25 protein-coding genes are annotated in these 15543 nt (G+C 62.8%); 2 read left to right on the forward strand and 23 right to left on the reverse strand.

The window, feature by feature from the left end; all coding sequences use genetic code 11:
- Positions 1-79: 79 nt before the first annotated feature.
- The 11 genes from rpmD to rpmC form a co-directional block, all read right to left on the reverse strand.
- Positions 80-268 carry a 50S ribosomal protein L30 gene (gene rpmD, locus K3551_RS15755; protein WP_259915435.1) on the reverse strand — a complete coding sequence of 63 codons (189 nt, stop codon included), beginning with the start codon at positions 266-268 and terminating at the stop codon, positions 80-82.
- Between the two features lie 3 nt (positions 269-271).
- A complete protein-coding gene (rpsE, locus tag K3551_RS15760) occupies positions 272-862 on the reverse strand; it encodes a 30S ribosomal protein S5 (RefSeq protein WP_259915437.1) in 591 nt (196 codons plus the stop codon).
- Between the two features lie 129 nt (positions 863-991).
- Positions 992-1351, reverse strand: coding sequence for a 50S ribosomal protein L18 (rplR, locus tag K3551_RS15765; RefSeq protein ID WP_259915438.1), 360 nt, complete (start codon positions 1349-1351; stop codon positions 992-994).
- A gap of 11 nt (positions 1352-1362) precedes the next feature.
- Complete coding sequence (rplF, locus tag K3551_RS15770; RefSeq protein WP_259915441.1) at positions 1363-1896, reverse strand: 50S ribosomal protein L6; 534 nt, start codon at positions 1894-1896, stop codon at positions 1363-1365.
- A gap of 10 nt (positions 1897-1906) precedes the next feature.
- Positions 1907-2299 carry a 30S ribosomal protein S8 gene (gene rpsH, locus K3551_RS15775; RefSeq protein WP_259915443.1) on the reverse strand — a complete coding sequence of 131 codons (393 nt, stop codon included), beginning with the start codon at positions 2297-2299 and terminating at the stop codon, positions 1907-1909.
- Between the two features lie 12 nt (positions 2300-2311).
- The gene (rpsN, locus tag K3551_RS15780) at positions 2312-2617 is read right to left on the reverse strand and encodes a 30S ribosomal protein S14 (protein ID WP_259915445.1); all 306 of its coding nucleotides are present in this window, start codon (positions 2615-2617) and stop codon (positions 2312-2314) included.
- Between the two features lie 10 nt (positions 2618-2627).
- Positions 2628-3191 carry a 50S ribosomal protein L5 gene (gene rplE / locus K3551_RS15785; protein ID WP_259915446.1) on the reverse strand — a complete coding sequence of 188 codons (564 nt, stop codon included), beginning with the start codon at positions 3189-3191 and terminating at the stop codon, positions 2628-2630.
- Positions 3191-3496 (reverse strand): 50S ribosomal protein L24, encoded by a 306-nt coding sequence (gene rplX / locus K3551_RS15790; protein WP_259915448.1) that lies wholly within the window; start codon positions 3494-3496, stop codon positions 3191-3193. Before rplX ends, rplE begins: the two co-directional genes overlap by 1 nt.
- On the reverse strand, positions 3496-3864 hold the full coding sequence (rplN, locus tag K3551_RS15795) for a 50S ribosomal protein L14 (RefSeq protein ID WP_007118848.1): 369 nt from the start codon (positions 3862-3864) through the stop codon (positions 3496-3498). Before rplN ends, rplX begins: the two co-directional genes overlap by 1 nt.
- Positions 3865-3967: 103 nt before the next feature.
- Positions 3968-4198: a 30S ribosomal protein S17 gene (rpsQ, locus tag K3551_RS15800; protein ID WP_259915457.1), complete on the reverse strand. Its 231-nt coding sequence runs from the start codon at positions 4196-4198 to the stop codon at positions 3968-3970.
- A gap of 1 nt (position 4199) precedes the next feature.
- Positions 4200-4406, reverse strand: coding sequence for a 50S ribosomal protein L29 (gene rpmC / locus K3551_RS15805; protein WP_259915459.1), 207 nt, complete (start codon positions 4404-4406; stop codon positions 4200-4202).
- A gap of 185 nt (positions 4407-4591) precedes the next feature.
- On the opposite strand from rpmC, the gene K3551_RS15810 reads away from it, so the two are divergent.
- Entirely contained in the window at positions 4592-5008 is a 417-nt protein-coding gene (locus K3551_RS15810; protein WP_259915461.1) for a hypothetical protein, read from the forward strand.
- Positions 5009-5018: 10 nt separating this feature from the next.
- On the opposite strand, the gene K3551_RS15815 is transcribed toward K3551_RS15810, so the two are convergent.
- Complete coding sequence (locus tag K3551_RS15815; RefSeq protein ID WP_259915463.1) at positions 5019-5639, reverse strand: TIGR02466 family protein; 621 nt, start codon at positions 5637-5639, stop codon at positions 5019-5021.
- A 61-nt stretch (positions 5640-5700) separates the two neighbouring features.
- Between K3551_RS15815 and K3551_RS15820 the strand changes: the two genes are divergently transcribed.
- Complete coding sequence (locus K3551_RS15820) at positions 5701-6897, forward strand: bifunctional 2-polyprenyl-6-hydroxyphenol methylase/3-demethylubiquinol 3-O-methyltransferase UbiG (protein ID WP_259915464.1); 1197 nt, start codon at positions 5701-5703, stop codon at positions 6895-6897.
- Positions 6898-7042: 145 nt separating this feature from the next.
- Here K3551_RS15820 and rplP read toward each other — a convergent pair whose 3' ends face one another.
- The 11 genes from rplP to K3551_RS15875 form a co-directional block, all read right to left on the reverse strand.
- A complete protein-coding gene (rplP, locus tag K3551_RS15825) occupies positions 7043-7456 on the reverse strand; it encodes a 50S ribosomal protein L16 (RefSeq protein ID WP_259915465.1) in 414 nt (137 codons plus the stop codon).
- A 12-nt stretch (positions 7457-7468) separates the two neighbouring features.
- Positions 7469-8206, reverse strand: a complete 738-nt coding sequence (rpsC, locus tag K3551_RS15830; RefSeq protein WP_259915467.1) for a 30S ribosomal protein S3 — start codon at positions 8204-8206, stop codon at positions 7469-7471.
- Positions 8206-8598 carry a 50S ribosomal protein L22 gene (gene rplV / locus K3551_RS15835; protein WP_259915469.1) on the reverse strand — a complete coding sequence of 131 codons (393 nt, stop codon included), beginning with the start codon at positions 8596-8598 and terminating at the stop codon, positions 8206-8208. Before rplV ends, rpsC begins: the two co-directional genes overlap by 1 nt.
- A gap of 3 nt (positions 8599-8601) precedes the next feature.
- On the reverse strand, positions 8602-8880 hold the full coding sequence (gene rpsS / locus K3551_RS15840; RefSeq protein WP_058260876.1) for a 30S ribosomal protein S19: 279 nt from the start codon (positions 8878-8880) through the stop codon (positions 8602-8604).
- Positions 8881-8883: 3 nt separating this feature from the next.
- Positions 8884-9726: a 50S ribosomal protein L2 gene (gene rplB / locus K3551_RS15845; RefSeq protein ID WP_259915473.1), complete on the reverse strand. Its 843-nt coding sequence runs from the start codon at positions 9724-9726 to the stop codon at positions 8884-8886.
- A gap of 553 nt (positions 9727-10279) precedes the next feature.
- Positions 10280-10825 (reverse strand): hypothetical protein, encoded by a 546-nt coding sequence (locus K3551_RS15850; protein WP_259915475.1) that lies wholly within the window; start codon positions 10823-10825, stop codon positions 10280-10282.
- Between the two features lie 141 nt (positions 10826-10966).
- Positions 10967-11251 carry a 50S ribosomal protein L23 gene (locus K3551_RS15855; RefSeq protein ID WP_259915476.1) on the reverse strand — a complete coding sequence of 95 codons (285 nt, stop codon included), beginning with the start codon at positions 11249-11251 and terminating at the stop codon, positions 10967-10969.
- Positions 11248-11868 carry a 50S ribosomal protein L4 gene (gene rplD, locus K3551_RS15860; RefSeq protein ID WP_259915478.1) on the reverse strand — a complete coding sequence of 207 codons (621 nt, stop codon included), beginning with the start codon at positions 11866-11868 and terminating at the stop codon, positions 11248-11250. The genes K3551_RS15855 and rplD overlap by 4 nt, the downstream gene beginning before the upstream one ends.
- Positions 11865-12737, reverse strand: a complete 873-nt coding sequence (gene rplC / locus K3551_RS15865; protein WP_259915487.1) for a 50S ribosomal protein L3 — start codon at positions 12735-12737, stop codon at positions 11865-11867. Before rplC ends, rplD begins: the two co-directional genes overlap by 4 nt.
- A 14-nt stretch (positions 12738-12751) precedes the next feature.
- Complete coding sequence (rpsJ, locus tag K3551_RS15870; protein ID WP_259915489.1) at positions 12752-13060, reverse strand: 30S ribosomal protein S10; 309 nt, start codon at positions 13058-13060, stop codon at positions 12752-12754.
- 333 nt (positions 13061-13393) lie between these two features.
- Positions 13394-15421, reverse strand: a complete 2028-nt coding sequence (locus K3551_RS15875; protein WP_259915490.1) for a methyl-accepting chemotaxis protein — start codon at positions 15419-15421, stop codon at positions 13394-13396.
- Between the last annotated feature and the right edge of the window lie 122 nt (positions 15422-15543).

Below are 15543 nucleotides of genomic sequence, written 5' to 3' on the forward strand. Positions count from 1 at the left end.
AAAGAAGACGCCCCGGCCATTTCTGACCGGGGCGCTCATTTCTTGCGAAGGCGGCGTGAACCCCGCCCTACGCTGACGCTCAGTCGCGCTCTTCGATGATCTGCACCATGTGCGGGATCTTGGCGACCATGCCGCGCACGGAGGGGGTATCCTCCAGCTCGCGGGTCTTGTGCATCTTGTTCAGACCCAGACCGATCAGCGTGGCACGCTGGTCGGCGGGGCGACGGATCGGAGAGCCGATCTGTTTTACGACGATCGTTTTAGCCATGGATCAAGCCTCCTCTACGGCAGGGGCCTGCGTGCCGTCGATCTTGGGCGCATCGCCCTTGTTCAGAATGTCGGCCACCTTCTTGCCGCGACGCTGCGCGACCGAGCGGGGGCTCGATTCCTTCTGAAGACCGTCGAGCGTGGCCCGGATCATGTTGTAGGGGTTCTGCGAACCGATCGACTTGGACACGACGTCCTTGACGCCCAGCATCTCGAACACGGCACGCATCGGACCACCGGCGATGATACCCGTACCTTCGGGCGCGGTGCGCATCACGACGCGACCGGCACCGTGGCGACCGGCGACATCGTGGTGCAGGGTCCGGCCGTCGCGGAGCGCGACGCGGATCATCTGGCGCTTGGCTTGCTCGGTGGCCTTGCGGATGGCCTCGGGGACCTCCTTGGCCTTGCCCTTGCCGAAGCCGACGCGGCCCTTCTGGTCGCCAACGACGACGAGCGCGGCGAAGCCGAAGCGCTTACCGCCCTTGACGGTCTTGGACACGCGGTTGATCGCCACAAGGCGGTCGGCGAATTCCGGGGTTTCGTCACGGTCGCGGCCACGGCCCCGCCCACGGTTGTTGTCACGTTCTGCCATGCGGCATCTCCTGCATGTCTTGGGGCGATTTGCCCCGTTTTGTACAATCCTGGTGACCGGGCTTCCCGTTTTGGGGGAAACCCGGTCCCGGATCATCGAGGGGGCCGCAAGCGGCCCCCTACCCGTCTCTTAGAACTTCAGGCCGCCTTCACGCGCAGCGTCGGCCAGAGCCTTCACCTTGCCGTGGAAGAGGAAACCACCGCGGTCGAAGTACACTTCTTCCACGCCGGCCTTCTTGGCCCGCTCGGCAATCGCCGCGCCGACCGATGCGGCCGCCTCGACGTTGTTCTTGCCGACCATGCCCAGATCTTTTTCGAGCGTGGAGGCAGACGCGAGCGTCACGCCTTTCACGTCGTCGATCAACTGGACGCTGATGTTCTTGTTCGAACGATGCACCGACAGGCGCGGACGCCCGGCTGCCATCTTGCGAAGCTTGTTCCGGACGCGCAGGCGGCGCTTGAGGAACAGATCCCGTTTGCTGTTTGCCATCTGACTGGTCCTTACTTCTTCTTACCTTCCTTGCGGAAGATATACTCGCCCTTGTAGCGGATGCCTTTGCCCTTATAGGGCTCCGGCGAGCGCCACTCGCGAATGTTTGCTGCAACCTGGCCGACCAACTGCTGGTCGATGCCTTCGACGGTGATCTCGGTCTGCTTGGGGGCCGTCACGGTGACGCCCTCCGGCACATCGAAGTTGACGTCATGCGAATAGCCGAGCGCCAGCTTGAGCGTGCTGCCCTGCATGGTCGCACGGTAACCAACACCCGTGATCTCCAGCTCTTTCTTGAAGCCGGTGGTCACGCCAGTCACCAGGTTTTCGACCATGGTGCGGGACATGCCCCACTGCTGCCGAGCACGCTTGGACTTGCCGCGCGGGGTCACCGACACGGCGTTGTCTTCGACCGTCAACGTGACGTCGTCGGCCGCAGTGAACGTGCGGGTGCCCTTGGGGCCCTTTACCGAGATCGTCTGACCGGAAATCGAGGCTTCGACGCCGGACGGCAGATCGACGGGACGTTTGCCAATACGAGACATAGTACCCTCCTCAGAATACGGTGCAGAGCACTTCGCCACCAACGTTGGCGGAGCGCGCTGCGGCGTCGGACATGACACCCTTGGACGTGGAGACGATCGAGACGCCCAGGCCCTGACGGACCGAGGGGACATCCTTGACGCCCAGATACACGCGACGGCCCGGCTTGGAGATCCGCTTGAGTTCGCGGATGACCGGCACGCCTTCGTAGTACTTGAGCGAGATTTCGATCGTCGGGTGGCCCTGACGGTCCGAGGATGCTTCGTAGCCGCGGATGTAGCCTTCGTCGGCCATCACATCCAGGACACGGGCACGCAGCTTGGACGCAGGCGTGATGACGGTGGACTTGCCACGCATCTGCGCGTTGCGGATGCGGGTCAGCATATCGCCGATGGGATCATTCATCTTGTGATCTCCTTACCAGCTGGACTTGACCATGCCGGGGATTTTCCCCTGGCTGGCAAGCTCGCGAAGCATGATGCGGGACAGCTTCAGCTTACGGTAGTACCCACGCGGGCGACCGGTCAGCTGGCAGCGGTTGTTGAGACGGACAGCAGAAGAGTTGCGGGGCAACTCGGCCAGTTTCAGAGTCGCCTTGAAGCGCTCCTCCATCGGCTTGCTTTCGTCGCGGACGATTTCTTTCAGAGCAGCGCGTTTGCCGGCGTATTGCTTCACCAGCCGCTCACGCTTCTTCTGACGTTCGATCATGGAGACTTTTGCCATGTCATATACCTCAGCTGTTGAACGGCATGTTGAAGTGCTTGAGCAGCGCCTTCGCCTCTGCATCCGTCTTAGCGGTCGTGCAGATGATGATGTCCATGCCCCAGTTCTCATCGACCTTGTCGAAGTTGATCTCGGGGAAGACGATGTGCTCTTTCAGGCCCATGGCGTAGTTGCCACGACCATCGAAGCTTTTGCCCGACACGCCGCGGAAGTCACGGATACGGGGCATTGCGACGGTGATCAGACGGTCCAAGAATTCGTACATCCGGGCACCGCGCAGGGTCACCTTGGTGCCCAGCGGCATGCCTTCACGGACCCGGAAGCCGGCGATCGACTTCTTGGCCTTGGTGATGACGGCCTTCTGACCGGCGATGGTGGTCAGGTCGTCCTGAGCCGATTTCGCCTTTTTGGAGTCGCGCACGGATTCGGCACCGGCCCCGATGTTCAGGACGATCTTGTCCAGACGCGGGATCTGCATGGCGTTCTTGTAGCCGAACTCTTCCATCATGGCGCCTTTGATGGTGCCATCGAAAAGGGTGCGGAGACGCGGGGTGTAGTTGTCTTGATCGAGCATCAGATCACGTCTCCCGTGGTCTTGGCGAAGCGGACCTTCTTGCCGTCTTCCTCACGGAAGCCGACGCGGGTTGCCTTGCCGTTGGCATCGACGATGGCCAGGTTCGACAGGTCGATCGGCAGCGCCTTGGGGATGCGGCCACCCTGGGAGGCCTGCGACTGGCGGGTGTGACGGACGGCCATGTTGACCCCCTCCACGATCGCCTTGCCGGCCTTGGGATCGACCGAGATGATCTCGCCGGTCTTGGACGCATCGCGGCCGGACAGGACGATGACCTTGTCACCTTTGCGGAGTTTGGCAGCCATTACAGCACCTCCGGAGCGAGCGAGATGATCTTCATGAAGTTCTTCGCGCGCAGCTCACGAACCACCGGCCCGAAGATACGGGTGCCGACCGGCTCGTTGTTGTTGTTGAGGATGACGGCGGCGTTCCGGTCAAAGCGGATCGCGGTGCCATCGTCACGGCGCACTTCCTTGGCGGTACGCACGACGACGGCCTTGCGGACGTCGCCCTTTTTGACGCGGCCCCGCGGAATGGCTTCCTTGACCGACACCACGATGATGTCGCCCACGGAGGCATACTTCCGCTTGGACCCGCCCAGGACCTTGATGCACTGAACACGGCGTGCGCCGCTGTTGTCAGCAACATCCAGGTTGGTTTGCATCTGGATCATTGGTTTCTCCCGACCTTTGGGGCGGCGATGCGTGCCGGTGCCCCCAGGGTTTCGAATATGACGCCGGGCCCGAATGGGCCCGGTACGGCATTACGTTTGCGGATTATTCCGCGATGACTTCCCAGCGCTTCGTCTTGGACTTGGGCGGGCATTCCTGAATGCGGACCTTGTCGCCGACGTTGAACTGGTTGTTCTCGTCGTGGGCCCGGTACTTCTTGGACTTCCGCACGGTCTTTTGCAGCAGCGGGTGCTTGAACCGGCGCTCGATCGAGACGGTGACGGTCTGGGCGTTCTGGTTGGACGTCACGACGCCCTGGAGGATACGCTTCGGCATCTCAGGCCTCCTGCACGGCCGCAGCCGCCTTCTCGTTGAGAATGGTGTTCACGCGAGCAATCGACCGCTTGACGGTCCGCACGCGGGCGGTGTTCTCAAGCTGGTTGGTCGCGGCCTGAAAGCGGAGGTTGAAGGCCTCTTTCTTCAGGTTGGTGAGTTCCGTGCGGAGCTCATCGGGGGACTTGCCCCGGAGTTCGTTGGCGTCCATCGCCTTGGTCCTTTCAACATCACCGGGCCGCTTCGCGATGAGCGCGAGTCACGGCTGATTCCGGTGGAGATCATCGGTAGAGAGCGCCGCATAGACGGGTTGGCCGGGGGTGGCAAGCGTTTATCGCGCTTGTGCGCAGGGACGCGGGATCGCATCAGCAGCGCAGATCAAACAAAGGCCCCCCCATGATCCGCCGCACCCTTGCCTGCGCCTTGCTGCTGGCCGTAGCGACGCCCGTCACCGCACAGACCACGGCGCTCCTGCTGTTTGGCGGCCCCAACGGCACACAATACGCCGGTTGCCTCAACTGCAACAGCTATGACCAGCAGTCCGTCTGCAATGCCTATGGGACATACGGGTCAAAGTATCAGCCGGACAGCATTTGGAACCGCTATGGAACCTTCGGATCGAAGTTCAATCCAGACAGTCCGTGGAACAGGTATGGCACGGGCCTGCGGATCGTCGATTCCCAAGGGGGCTACTACGGCAACTTCACCAGTTCGCGGAACAACCGGTCCCGCCTGTCGGTGGTCACCGCATTGGTAGAGGCGAACGAAGCCATGGACGACCTCGATGCGCTTCGGGATCTGTTCTGCAAGTAAACGTGGCGCGTCACGCCCACTTGTAGTTGAAACTCACCGAGACCCGCTCCTCCTCGGCCTGATTCATCGGCACCTCGTGGCGCAGCCAGCTTTCCCACAGCAGCACGTCGCCAACCCTGGGTGCCTCCGAATGGAAGGTCCGCAGCTTTTTCGGCGCGTCCTTGCGGCGCGGGGGCGCGGCCATCATCATCGGCAGGCGGGGGTCTTCGAGTTTCAGGGCGCTCGTCCCCTCGGGCATCGCGACATAGGTCGTGCCCGAGATCACCGAATGCGGGTGGATATGGCTGCCGTGGCTGCCGCCTTCGGGCAGGATGTTGATCCAGATGTCTTCCAACTCCAGCGGGCGGCCGCCAAGGTCAAAGGCCAGTTCATCGGCAAAGGCCGCGACGTGGCGATCAAGGCACTTCACCAGATCCGCAAACACCGGCATCCGCCACGGCAGGTCGGTCAACGACGCATAGGAGGTATAGCCGGGATAGCCGTTCGCCTCGCACCAATCGTGCCCGGCCTCGTCGTCTTCGGCCACGGAATAGCAGGTCGCCGCCAGTTCGTCGGCGTCGATGCGGGGTTTGTGCTCCGACAGGGGGGCACGGTAGAGGCGGGTCACGAAGAGCGAGGAGATATCGGGCATGGGGCTGCATAGACCCCGCCCGGCGGCTGGGCAATATTGCGCGCACCGGAACGGAGCATCCATGGTCACGATCACCGAACACTACGACGCCTACCCCTACCCTGCCCGCGACCCCGCCGAGGAAGACAGGCGGCTGATCACCGGGTCGCCATCGCGGCCGGTCGAGATGGATCACTACCTGTGGGGCGGAAGGCGCGACTGGTCGCAGCCCTTGCGGGTGCTGGTGGCGGGCGGCGGATCAGGGGACGGGACGGTGCAGTTGGCGCAGCTGCTGACCGATGCCGGGCGGCCCTATGACATCACCTATCTGGATATGGCACCGCGCGCGCGCGCCGTGGCCGAGGCGCGGGTGGCGCGCCGGGGATTGTCGGGGGTGACGTTCCGTACCGGGTCGTTGCTGGATGCCGCTGACATGGGGGTCTTCGATTACATCGACTGCTGCGGGGTGCTGCACCACCTGCCGGACCCGGCGGCAGGGTTCGCCGCGTTGCGGGCGGCCTGCGCCCCCGGTGGCGGCCTGGGGTTCATGGTCTATGCGCCCTATGGGCGGTCCGGCGTCTATCCCCTGCAGGACGCCTTTGGCACCCTGTTCGAGGGGCTGGCACCCGAAGCGCGGCTGGCGCGGGCCAAGGCCATCGTTGCCCGCCTGCCCGAGGGCCATCCCTTTCGCTGCAACCCCCATCTGGTCGATCATGAGGCCAGCGATGCCGGGTTCTACGACCTGCTGCTGCATTCCCAGGACCGCGCCTTTTCGGTCGCGGCGCTGGAACAGACACTGAACGCGACAGGCTGGCAGGTGGCGAGCTATTGCCAGCCAGGCCTGTATGACCCGTCAGAGGTGGCGGGCCCCGACCATGGGTTGACCGGGCGCGCCGCGCGCAGCGTGGCGGAGCAGCTGCGCGGCACGATGAAGGTGCATGTGGCCTACGCGGTGCCGCAGGGCGTGCAGCAGCAGGTGGCGCGCGGCACGGATCGGACGTTGGTTCCGCATCTGGTCGGGGTGCCCGCGGGCAAGCTGGCGCAGGCGGTGGCCGCGGGGCGGCGGGTGCCTGTGACAGCCGGGGGCACGCGGCGGGACGTGGCGCTGCCAAAGGCGGCGGCACGGTTGATCGCGGGCATCGACGGCCGGCGGACCTTGGCCGAGATCGCACGCGGCGCGGGGGCCGATCCGCTTGCCTTTGGCGCGCTCTGGTCGCGGGTGGAGGCCGGGCTCATGCCCTGGGGCCTGCTGCAATACTCGGGCCTGCTGCGCAGGTAGCCCTGGGGCGGCGATCCCACACGGAAAAAGGGACGAGGTTGCCCCCGTCCCTTTCAATTCCGTGCCGTTGACCGGGGCCGGACGGCTTGCTGCGCAAGCTGCCTCGACCCGGTTGCGGAGCGACGCCTTCGGCGTCACCCACGGCTTACCAGTCTTCGCGCACCACAGTGCGGGTCTTGACCGGCAGCTTCATCGCGGCGAGGCGCAGCGCTTCGCGAGCGACGGCATCGGTGACGCCGTCGATCTCGAACATCACGCGACCCGGCTTGACCTTGCAGGCCCAGTAATCGACCGAACCCTTACCTTTACCCATCCGGACTTCGACCGGCTTGGAGGTGACGGGCACGTCCGGGAAGATCCGGATCCAGACGCGGCCCTGACGCTTCATGTGACGCGTCATGGCACGACGTGCGGCTTCGATCTGACGGGCGGTGACCCGCTCCGGCTCGGTGGCCTTGAGGCCGTAGGTGCCGAAGTTCAGGTCGGACCCGCCCTTCGCCTGACCCTTGATCGAGCCTTTGAACTGCTTGCGGAACTTTGTCCGTTTCGGTTGCAACATAAGCTCTACTCCTTACCGGCGCGGGCCGCGGGGACCGCGGTCGTCACGGCGGCCACCTGCCCCACGAGGGGTCGGACCGTCCTGCAGTTCCTGCGCCTTGCGGTCACGGGCTGCGGGATCATGCTCCATGATTTCGCCTTTGAAGATCCAGACCTTGATCCCGATGATGCCATAGGGGGTCTCGGCTTCGCTGTGGGCGTAGTCGATGTCGGCGCGCAGCGTGTGCAGCGGCACCCGGCCTTCGCGGTACCATTCGGTCCGCGCAATCTCGGCACCGCCGAGACGACCGGCCATGTTGATCCGGATGCCCAGGGCACCCATCCGCATGGCGTTCTGCACCGACCGCTTCATGGCGCGGCGGAAAGAGACGCGACGCTCCAGCTGCTGGGCGATGCTTTCGCCGACCAGCTGTGCGTCCAACTCGGGCTTGCGGACCTCGACGATGTTGAGGTGCAATTCCGAGTCCGTCATCGCGGCCAGCTTCTTGCGAAGCACCTCGATGTCGGCGCCCTTCTTGCCGATGATCACACCCGGACGCGCCGTGTGGACCGTGACGCGGCACTTCTTGTGCGGACGCTCGATGATGACGCGGCTGACGCCGGCCTGCTTGCATTCCTCTTCGATGAACTCGCGCATCTTGAGGTCTTCGAGCAGCAGATCACCGTAGTCCTTGGTGTCGGCGTACCAGCGGCTGTCCCAGGTGCGGTTGACCTGGAGACGCATCCCGATGGGATTGACTTTGTTACCCATTACGCTTGCTCCCCTACGGTTGCTTCAACCTGGCGCACCAGGATCGTCAGTTCCGAGAACGGCTTGACGATCTTGCCAAAACGACCACGGGCCCGCGGGCGACCGCGCTTCATGGTCAGGTTCTTGCCGACATATGCCTCGGCCACGACCAGCTCGTCGACGTCGAGGTTATGGTTGTTCTCGGCGTTGGCGATGGCCGACTGAAGGCACTTCTTCACGTCGATCGCGATCCGCTTCTTGGAGAAGGTCAGGTCCTGCAGGGCCTTTTCCACCTTCTTGCCGCGGATCATGGCGGCAACGAGGTTCAGCTTCTGCGGAGACGTGCGCAGCGAGCGCACCTTTGCCATGGCTTCGTTGTCAGCCACGCGGCGGGGATTCTTTTCCTTGCCCATGACTTACTTCCTCTTGGCTTTTTTGTCCGCGGCGTGACCGTAGTAGGTGCGCGTCGGGGAATATTCGCCAAACTTCTGACCGATCATATCTTCGGACACGTTGACGGGAATGTGCTTGTGCCCGTTGTAGACGCCAAACGTCAGACCAACGAACTGCGGCAGGATGGTGGAGCGGCGCGACCAGATCTTGATGACCTCGTTGCGGCCCGACTCGCGGGAAGCTTCGGCCTTCTTCAGGACATAAGCGTCCACGAAAGGCCCTTTCCAGACGGAACGGCTCATGGCTTAGCGGCCTTTCTTCTTGGCGTGACGCGAGCGGATGATCAGCTTCTGCGACGCCTTGTTCTTGTTGCGGGTGCGGGCACCCTTGGTCGGCTTGCCCCAGGGCGTGACGGGGTGACGACCACCCGAGGTCCGACCCTCACCACCACCATGCGGGTGATCGATCGGGTTCATCACGACACCACGCACGGACGGGCGGATGCCCTTGTGGCGGTTGCGACCGGCCTTACCGATGTTCTGGTTCGAGTTGTCGGGGTTCGAAACCGCGCCAACCGTGGCCATGCATTCCTGACGCACCAGGCGCAGTTCGCCCGACGACAGGCGGATCTGGGCGTAGCCACCGTCACGACCGACGAACTGGGCATAGGTGCCCGCGGCGCGCGCGATCTGGCCGCCCTTGCCGGGCTTCAGCTCGATGTTGTGGACGATCGTACCGATCGGCATGCCCGAGAACGGCATCGCGTTGCCCGGCTTGATGTCCGCCTTGGCCGAGGCCACCACGCGGTCGCCGATGGCGAGACGCTGCGGGGCCAGGATATAGGCGGCTTCACCGTCGGTGTAGCGGATCAAGGCGATGAAGGCGGTCCGGTTCGGGTCATACTCGATCCGCTCCACGTTCGCCTGAACGTCCAGCTTGTTGCGTTTGAAATCGACGATCCGATAGAGACGCTTGGCGCCCCCGCCTTTGCGGCGCATCGTGATCCGTCCGGTGTTGTTGCGGCCACCATTCTTGGTGAGACCTTCGGTCAGCGCCTTGACAGGGCGACCTTTCCACAGCTCCGAACGGTCGATCAGAACCAGCCCACGCTGGCCCGGCGTCGTCGGCTTATACGACTTAAGTGCCATAGTTTACCTGTCTTCCGTTGTGTGTCGGACAGTTCCCGGTGACGGGTCCTGCCCTGGATGTAAGGGCCCCGAAGGTCCCCGGCTAGATGCACCCGCGAGAGGCGCGACGACAAAGCCCCGGACGAATCCGGGGCTGCCGATGGGGCCGTTTAGGGGGGGCATGGAGTGGGGTCAAGGGGTGAGGTCAAGGCGGCGGATTTCAGGGGGTGATGCGCGGGTGATCAAGGGGTGATCTGGGGGTGACGCGATTGTTGGAGAAATGTGTTTTGTGTTGCAGTGCTGGGGACACAGATCCGCGACGAAAGCCCTGGCAACGCTGCAGCTTTAGGCTCACTGCAATTTAGAACTCGCTCACAATGGTCTTTCAAGCACCCCTAAGCAAACTTTCTGTGTCGTCGAAAAATGCCGTTTTGAATCTTCGCAGATAAAATAACTTTAGCTCAATAGATTCTAATGCCGTGAGCTCCATAGAGATCGCGTATTGAAAACCTTGTGTCATAAAAGAACTACAAAGCGCTGCTGGCATAGAGAACTGCGGACGGTTCAACTTCCATTATGCGCCACCAACTCCAATTATCTCTTCAAATACTCCACTCTCATCCTCAAACTTTAGCGGGGACTTTCTAACAGCCACGACAATCGGCATACGGCGCTCGATACCCGCCATATATGCGGGTAGCCTCTTCGGAATAGGGAAGGTCTGATACCTAGCCGCACAACCAAGATGCTTGGCAAAATATTTTGCAACTTCTTGTGCACCAGATAGATCAATCGGTATCCAAGCCAGACTATCGTAGATTTTCTTGTCCTCCACAAATAATTGCATTAGCATTTCGGGGAGAACTGTTTGAAGGGCATCATAGGCCTTATCTGAAGCTTGGGTATCACTGTTGTTGCATTTTTGACAAATGCTGTTGGGAAACTTTAAATATTTCGAGTTTAACCCCTGAATTTTATATTTCCGCTTGCCATCCCCCCAGAGCCCATGACTAAAGCCACTTCTTTTTAAGTCTGATTTCTTTATTTTATGCTCACCGGATAGTGGTCCGCTAGAGCCACATATCCAGCATTTTGCACTATGTCGGCTATTCCAGATCATGCTTCCCTCACCCGATTCCCCGCTAGAGTTGCTACTGACTCAGACCGGGAACTTCCTGCCTCGGAAACGAATTAGCCCCCGCGTTTCCGCGAGGGCTAAACACTATTCGGCGGGGTGCCCCCCCGCCCTACGACCGAAACCTTACAGGCCGGTCGTCACGTCGATCGTGTTGCCCTCTTCGAGCGTCACATAGGCCTTCTTCACGTCCTTCCGCTTGCCCAACTGGCCGCGGAAACGCTTGACCTTGCCCTTGGTGATGGTCGTGTTCACGGCCTTCACCTTGACGCCGAACAGTTCTTCGACGGCGGCCTTGATCTGCGGCTTGTTGGCGTCGATCGAAACTTCGAAAACCACGCCATTCGCCTCGGAGGCCATGGTGGCCTTCTCGGTGATGATCGGCTTGCGGATCACGTCATAGGTGTTCATTTCAGCCGAGCCTCCAGCGCTTCGACACCCGCCTTCGTGAGCACGAGCGTGTCACGCTTGAGGATGTCGTAGACGTTCGCGCCCATCGAGGGCAGCACGTCCACGGTTTCCAGGTTCCGCGCAGCCTGCGCGAAGTCTTCGTTGATCGAAGCCCCGTCGATGATCAGCGCACGCTTCCAGCCCAGGTTCGCGACCTGCTTGGCCAGAGCGGAGGTCTTGCCCGCCTCGACGTTCAGATCTTCCAACACGACCAGCTTGCCGGCCTGTGCCTTGGACGAGAGCGCATGCATCAGACCCAGACGACGGACCTTCTTGGTCAGCTCGTGGGCGTGGCTGCGGGGCGTCGGGCCCTTGTAAACACCACCCTTGCGGAAGATCGGTGCCTTGCGGGACCCGTGGCGTGCGCCGCCGGAGCCTTTCTGACGAACGATCTTCTTGGTCGAGTAGCTGACTTCGGAGCGGGTCTTGACCTTGTGGGTCCCGGCCTGCGCCTTGTTACGCTGCCAACGGACGACGCGGAACAGGATGTCGCGGCGCGGCTCCAACCCGAACAAATCGTCGTTCAGCTCGACGGAGCCGGCGGCCGACCCGTCCATCTTGATGACGTCGAGTTTCATGCGTCACCTTCCTTCTTCTCCGCGTCGGAGTTGTCCGTGTTGGACCCCTCTTCGGCGATCTGCGCTTCGGCTTCCTTCAGCGCGGCTTCCTCGGCTGCGGCCTGCTCGGCGGCCAGGGCCTCCTCAGCGGCTTTGGCTTCGGCTTCTGCGGCGGCGGCGGCCTCTTCGGCGGCCTTGATCGCTTCGCGCTTTGCGGACATCAGGGCCGCGGGAACGATGGCGTTCTCGGGGAACGGCTTCTTGACCGCATCCTTGACGGTGACCCAGCCACCCTTCGATCCGGGGACCGCACCCTTGACCATGATCAGGCCACGGTCGGTGTCGGTGCGGACGACCTGCAGGTTCTGCGTGGTCACGCGGGCAGCACCCATGTGACCGGCCATCTTCTTGCCCTTGAACACCTTGCCGGGGTCCTGACACTGACCGGTGGAGCCGTGCGAACGGTGGGAGATCGAGACACCGTGCGTCGCGCGCAGGCCCCCGAAGTTCCAACGCTTCATCGCACCGGCAAAACCCTTACCGATCGAGGTGCCGGAGACGTCGACATACTGACCTTCGAAGTAGTGGTCGGCGATGATTTCCTCGCCCACTTCGATCAGATTGTCCTCGTCCACGCGGAACTCGACGATCTTGCGCTTGGGCTCGACGCCCGCGGCCTTGAAGACACCGCGCATCGCTTGCGACGTGCGCTTGACCTTGGCGGCACCCGTGCCCAGCTGGACGGCCGTGTAGCCATGCTTTTCAGCCGTGCGGTTGCCGATGACCTGAAGCTCGTCGAGCTGCAGGACGGTGACGGGGATCTGTTTCCCGTCTTCCATGAACAGGCGGGTCATACCCACCTTCTTGGCGATCACTCCGGAACGCAGCATATCAGGTGCCCTCCTCAGACCGAAATCTGGACGTCGACGCCGGCGGCCAGGTCGAGCTTCATGAGCGCGTCCACGGTCTGCGGGGTCGGGTCAACGATATCGAGCATCCGCTTGTGCGTGCGGATTTCCCACTGGTCGCGCGACTTCTTGTCGATGTGCGGGCCACGCAGGACGGTGAATTTCTCGATCTTGTTCGGCAGCGGGATAGGCCCGCGAACCTGGGCACCGGTACGCTTGGCGGTGTTGACGATTTCCTGGGTGCTGGCGTCCAGCACGCGGTAATCGAACGCCTTGAGCCGGATGCGGATGTTCTGGCTTTTCATGTCGGTCTTTCGACAGGGCGACCTCCCCTCCCTCGGGGTGCGGTCGCGTTCAAGTTGAGAGGAGGAGACAGGACCACCCGGCCCCCTCGTCGAACCCGAACGAAAAGGGCCGCCCAGAGATTCTCTGAGGGGCGACCCCGTTCGTAGATGGCGGCGTGTAACGCGGGTCTGTGCAGGTCGCAACCCCCTAGTGGCAATCGTGTCACCGCCTGAGCGATGCCAATCGGTTCGGACCCGGAACCGGGCGCGCCCGTCCCTGGTCACCCCTGCTGATCCGTCCTGTGATCATACCAGCCGGGCGCACCCCTCGGCCAGCCGCAGGGCCCGTTTCAGTCAGGCGGCTTCCTGTCCTGGCGTGGGGCCGACCTTGCGATCCGACACCTCGAAGGCGGCCATCAGAGACAGCATTTGCGAGGCCGCGCTATTGAGCGACTGGTTGGCGTTGCTTACCTCTTCGAACATTGCGCTGTTCTCTTTTGTGGCTGCATCGATCTCGCCCAGGGCGCGGTTGATTTCCCGCGCGGCATCCGACTGTGCATCGGCAGAGGCTGCGATTTCGGACACCTGTCGCCCGATCTCGACGATGCGCGCGCTCAGCGTTGAAAGCGATGCGCCCGTGCGTTCAACCTGGCTTTCACCCTTGTCGATCTCGCTGGAGCTGCTCTCGATCAGGCCACCGATCTGCCGCGCCGCACTGGACGCCCGCAAGGCCAGCGCCCGCACTTCGGAGGCGACCACGGCAAAACCACGCCCCGCCTCACCGGCGCGGGCGGCCTCGACCCCTGCGTTCAGCGCAAGGAGGTTCGTCTGGAATGCGATATCGTCGATCACGCCCAACGTGCGCGAAATCTGCGCCGAGGCCGATTTGATCGCCTGCATCGCCAGGATGGCGTCCTTCACCACGGTCCCCGTACGCTCCGCCTCCTGCTCGGAGGCATCGGCAAAGGCCCGCATACGCCCCGTCATTTCGGCAGTGGAGGCGATGGTCCCGGCGATCTGATCAAGGGCATGTGTCGTTTCGGTGAGACTGTCGGCTGTCCGTTCCGTCCGCGCCGCCAGAAGATGTGCCGAAGCTGCAAGCCCACTGCTTTCTTCGAGAATCCCCTCTGCCTGCTGCGACAGCTTGCGCATCGCGCCCTCCAGATGACTGCCAAGCGCATTGGCGGAGCCCTGCAATTGCGCGAACGCGCCCCTGTGTTCCCCTTGCATCCGGGCCGACAGGTCGCCACGTTCCAGGCGCATCAAAACGTCGGTTACCTCGCCGATACCGCTGTCGACACGTTCCAGCAGGGTATTGATCATCACGCGCAGGACCCGCTGGTCGTCGGGCGCGCCGTCGACGTCCAGATCGCGGTCGAACAGACCTTCAGAGGCGGCGGCCAGAATCTCGCCCAGATCGTCCTGCAACTGGCGCTGCAACAACAGCTTTTCCTTGGCCGCCGTGACCTCGTCGCGCGCGCGGGCCGCCTCTGCGGCGCGCTCCTCCGCTTCAGCGGCAAGACGGTCCTCCTGTAGGGCGCGCGCTTCGGCCTCGGCCTCGCGACCGCGCGCGGCAAGATCCTGACGGGTCCGGACATTGGCCCGAAAGACATTCAGCATACCTTTTATCCGGCGCACTTCGGTCGCGCCGCCAGGGGGCAGAAAGACATCGGTCCGATCCTCGGAAATCGCCTTCATCACGGTCAGGATCCGGTCAATCGGGCGCGACACCTGAACCCAGAGCAGCGCCATGATGGCCAGGCCCAGAACACTGGCCAGGACCGCGACAAGGACCACACCGGTGCGCCTTTCAAGCGCGAGGATCGCGTCGATTCGGTCCGTTTCAAAGACGACTTCCAGCAGGCCCGCGCGTGGGCCGGACCGGCCCACGGCAGATTGGATCGGCACCAGCGAGACGAGAAATCCACCCTGCATCCTGGTCCCATAGGGCGCATCCAATGACGGATCGGGCAATTGGTCAAACAGACCGACAACACCCGCAGTCTCGACCGAATAGACGGGTGAGCCTGTGTCATCAAAGGCGCGGGCCGCGACGATGGCGACGTTTCTCAGACCAATGACCTCGCGCGTCGTCTCCTCCGCGCGCTGCGCGTCCCAGGCGCGGACGAGCGCACCGATACGGTCCGACAGAAGATAGGCCTGCAACTCGGAAGAGGAGCGAAATTCCAGCTGCATCTCCCGCTCCAGGCGGGAGAACCCGAAGACGGAACTGATCGTGAGACCCACGACCAGGATCATCACGGCCATGGCCGTGACGCGAAAGACGAGCGTGTCGACGACGGTCCGCGACGCGCGGGCGATCCGGGTCAGACGTGCCATGGGCGCGCGGACCAGCCCGGTCCGGACCATTTTCACCCACATTTTGCGCCTCCTCCCGAATGGGACAGGCTTATCAGCAGCGCCCTAATATTCCCTTACCGGCACGATCACACGGCACGGAACGACTGCCACGCATCCGGTTGCCTTTGCCGTGTTTAAGGTGG

The organism is Jannaschia sp. M317, from assembly GCF_025141175.1.
GTDB lineage: Bacteria > Pseudomonadota > Alphaproteobacteria > Rhodobacterales > Rhodobacteraceae > Jannaschia.

Excerpts from the sequence above, each read along its gene's own strand:
- rplR (WP_259915438.1), bottom strand. The coding sequence starts at position 1,351 with ATGGCAAACAGCAAACGGGATCTGTTCCTCAAGCGCCGCCTGCGCGTC.
- rpsC (WP_259915467.1), bottom strand. The coding sequence starts at position 8,206 with ATGGGTAACAAAGTCAATCCCATCGGGATGCGTCTCCAGGTCAACCGC.
- K3551_RS15875 (WP_259915490.1), bottom strand. The coding sequence starts at position 15,421 with ATGTGGGTGAAAATGGTCCGGACCGGGCTGGTCCGCGCGCCCATGGCA.
- rpsS (WP_058260876.1), bottom strand. The coding sequence starts at position 8,880 with ATGAGCCGTTCCGTCTGGAAAGGGCCTTTCGTGGACGCTTATGTCCTG.
- rpsE (WP_259915437.1), bottom strand. The coding sequence starts at position 862 with ATGGCAGAACGTGACAACAACCGTGGGCGGGGCCGTGGCCGCGACCGT.
- rpmC (WP_259915459.1), bottom strand. The coding sequence starts at position 4,406 with ATGGACGCCAACGAACTCCGGGGCAAGTCCCCCGATGAGCTCCGCACG.
- rplF (WP_259915441.1), bottom strand. The coding sequence starts at position 1,896 with ATGTCTCGTATTGGCAAACGTCCCGTCGATCTGCCGTCCGGCGTCGAA.
- rplP (WP_259915465.1), bottom strand. The coding sequence starts at position 7,456 with ATGTTGCAACCGAAACGGACAAAGTTCCGCAAGCAGTTCAAAGGCTCG.
- rpsN (WP_259915445.1), bottom strand. The coding sequence starts at position 2,617 with ATGGCAAAAGTCTCCATGATCGAACGTCAGAAGAAGCGTGAGCGGCTG.
- K3551_RS15810 (WP_259915461.1), top strand. The coding sequence starts at position 4,592 with ATGATCCGCCGCACCCTTGCCTGCGCCTTGCTGCTGGCCGTAGCGACG.
- K3551_RS15815 (WP_259915463.1), bottom strand. The coding sequence starts at position 5,639 with ATGCCCGATATCTCCTCGCTCTTCGTGACCCGCCTCTACCGTGCCCCC.
- rplC (WP_259915487.1), bottom strand. The coding sequence starts at position 12,737 with ATGCTGCGTTCCGGAGTGATCGCCAAGAAGGTGGGTATGACCCGCCTG.
- rpsH (WP_259915443.1), bottom strand. The coding sequence starts at position 2,299 with ATGAATGATCCCATCGGCGATATGCTGACCCGCATCCGCAACGCGCAG.
- rpmD (WP_259915435.1), bottom strand. The coding sequence starts at position 268 with ATGGCTAAAACGATCGTCGTAAAACAGATCGGCTCTCCGATCCGTCGC.
- K3551_RS15850 (WP_259915475.1), bottom strand. The coding sequence starts at position 10,825 with ATGATCTGGAATAGCCGACATAGTGCAAAATGCTGGATATGTGGCTCT.
- rplV (WP_259915469.1), bottom strand. The coding sequence starts at position 8,598 with ATGGGCAAGGAAAAGAATCCCCGCCGCGTGGCTGACAACGAAGCCATG.
- rplX (WP_259915448.1), bottom strand. The coding sequence starts at position 3,496 with ATGGCTGCCAAACTCCGCAAAGGTGACAAGGTCATCGTCCTGTCCGGC.
- rplE (WP_259915446.1), bottom strand. The coding sequence starts at position 3,191 with ATGCTCGATCAAGACAACTACACCCCGCGTCTCCGCACCCTTTTCGAT.
- rplD (WP_259915478.1), bottom strand. The coding sequence starts at position 11,868 with ATGAAACTCGACGTCATCAAGATGGACGGGTCGGCCGCCGGCTCCGTC.
- K3551_RS15855 (WP_259915476.1), bottom strand. The coding sequence starts at position 11,251 with ATGAACACCTATGACGTGATCCGCAAGCCGATCATCACCGAGAAGGCC.
- rplB (WP_259915473.1), bottom strand. The coding sequence starts at position 9,726 with ATGGCACTTAAGTCGTATAAGCCGACGACGCCGGGCCAGCGTGGGCTG.
- rpsQ (WP_259915457.1), bottom strand. The coding sequence starts at position 4,198 with ATGCCGAAGCGTATCCTCCAGGGCGTCGTGACGTCCAACCAGAACGCC.
- rplN (WP_007118848.1), bottom strand. The coding sequence starts at position 3,864 with ATGATCCAGATGCAAACCAACCTGGATGTTGCTGACAACAGCGGCGCA.
- K3551_RS15820 (WP_259915464.1), top strand. The coding sequence starts at position 5,701 with ATGGTCACGATCACCGAACACTACGACGCCTACCCCTACCCTGCCCGC.
- rpsJ (WP_259915489.1), bottom strand. The coding sequence starts at position 13,060 with ATGAAAAGCCAGAACATCCGCATCCGGCTCAAGGCGTTCGATTACCGC.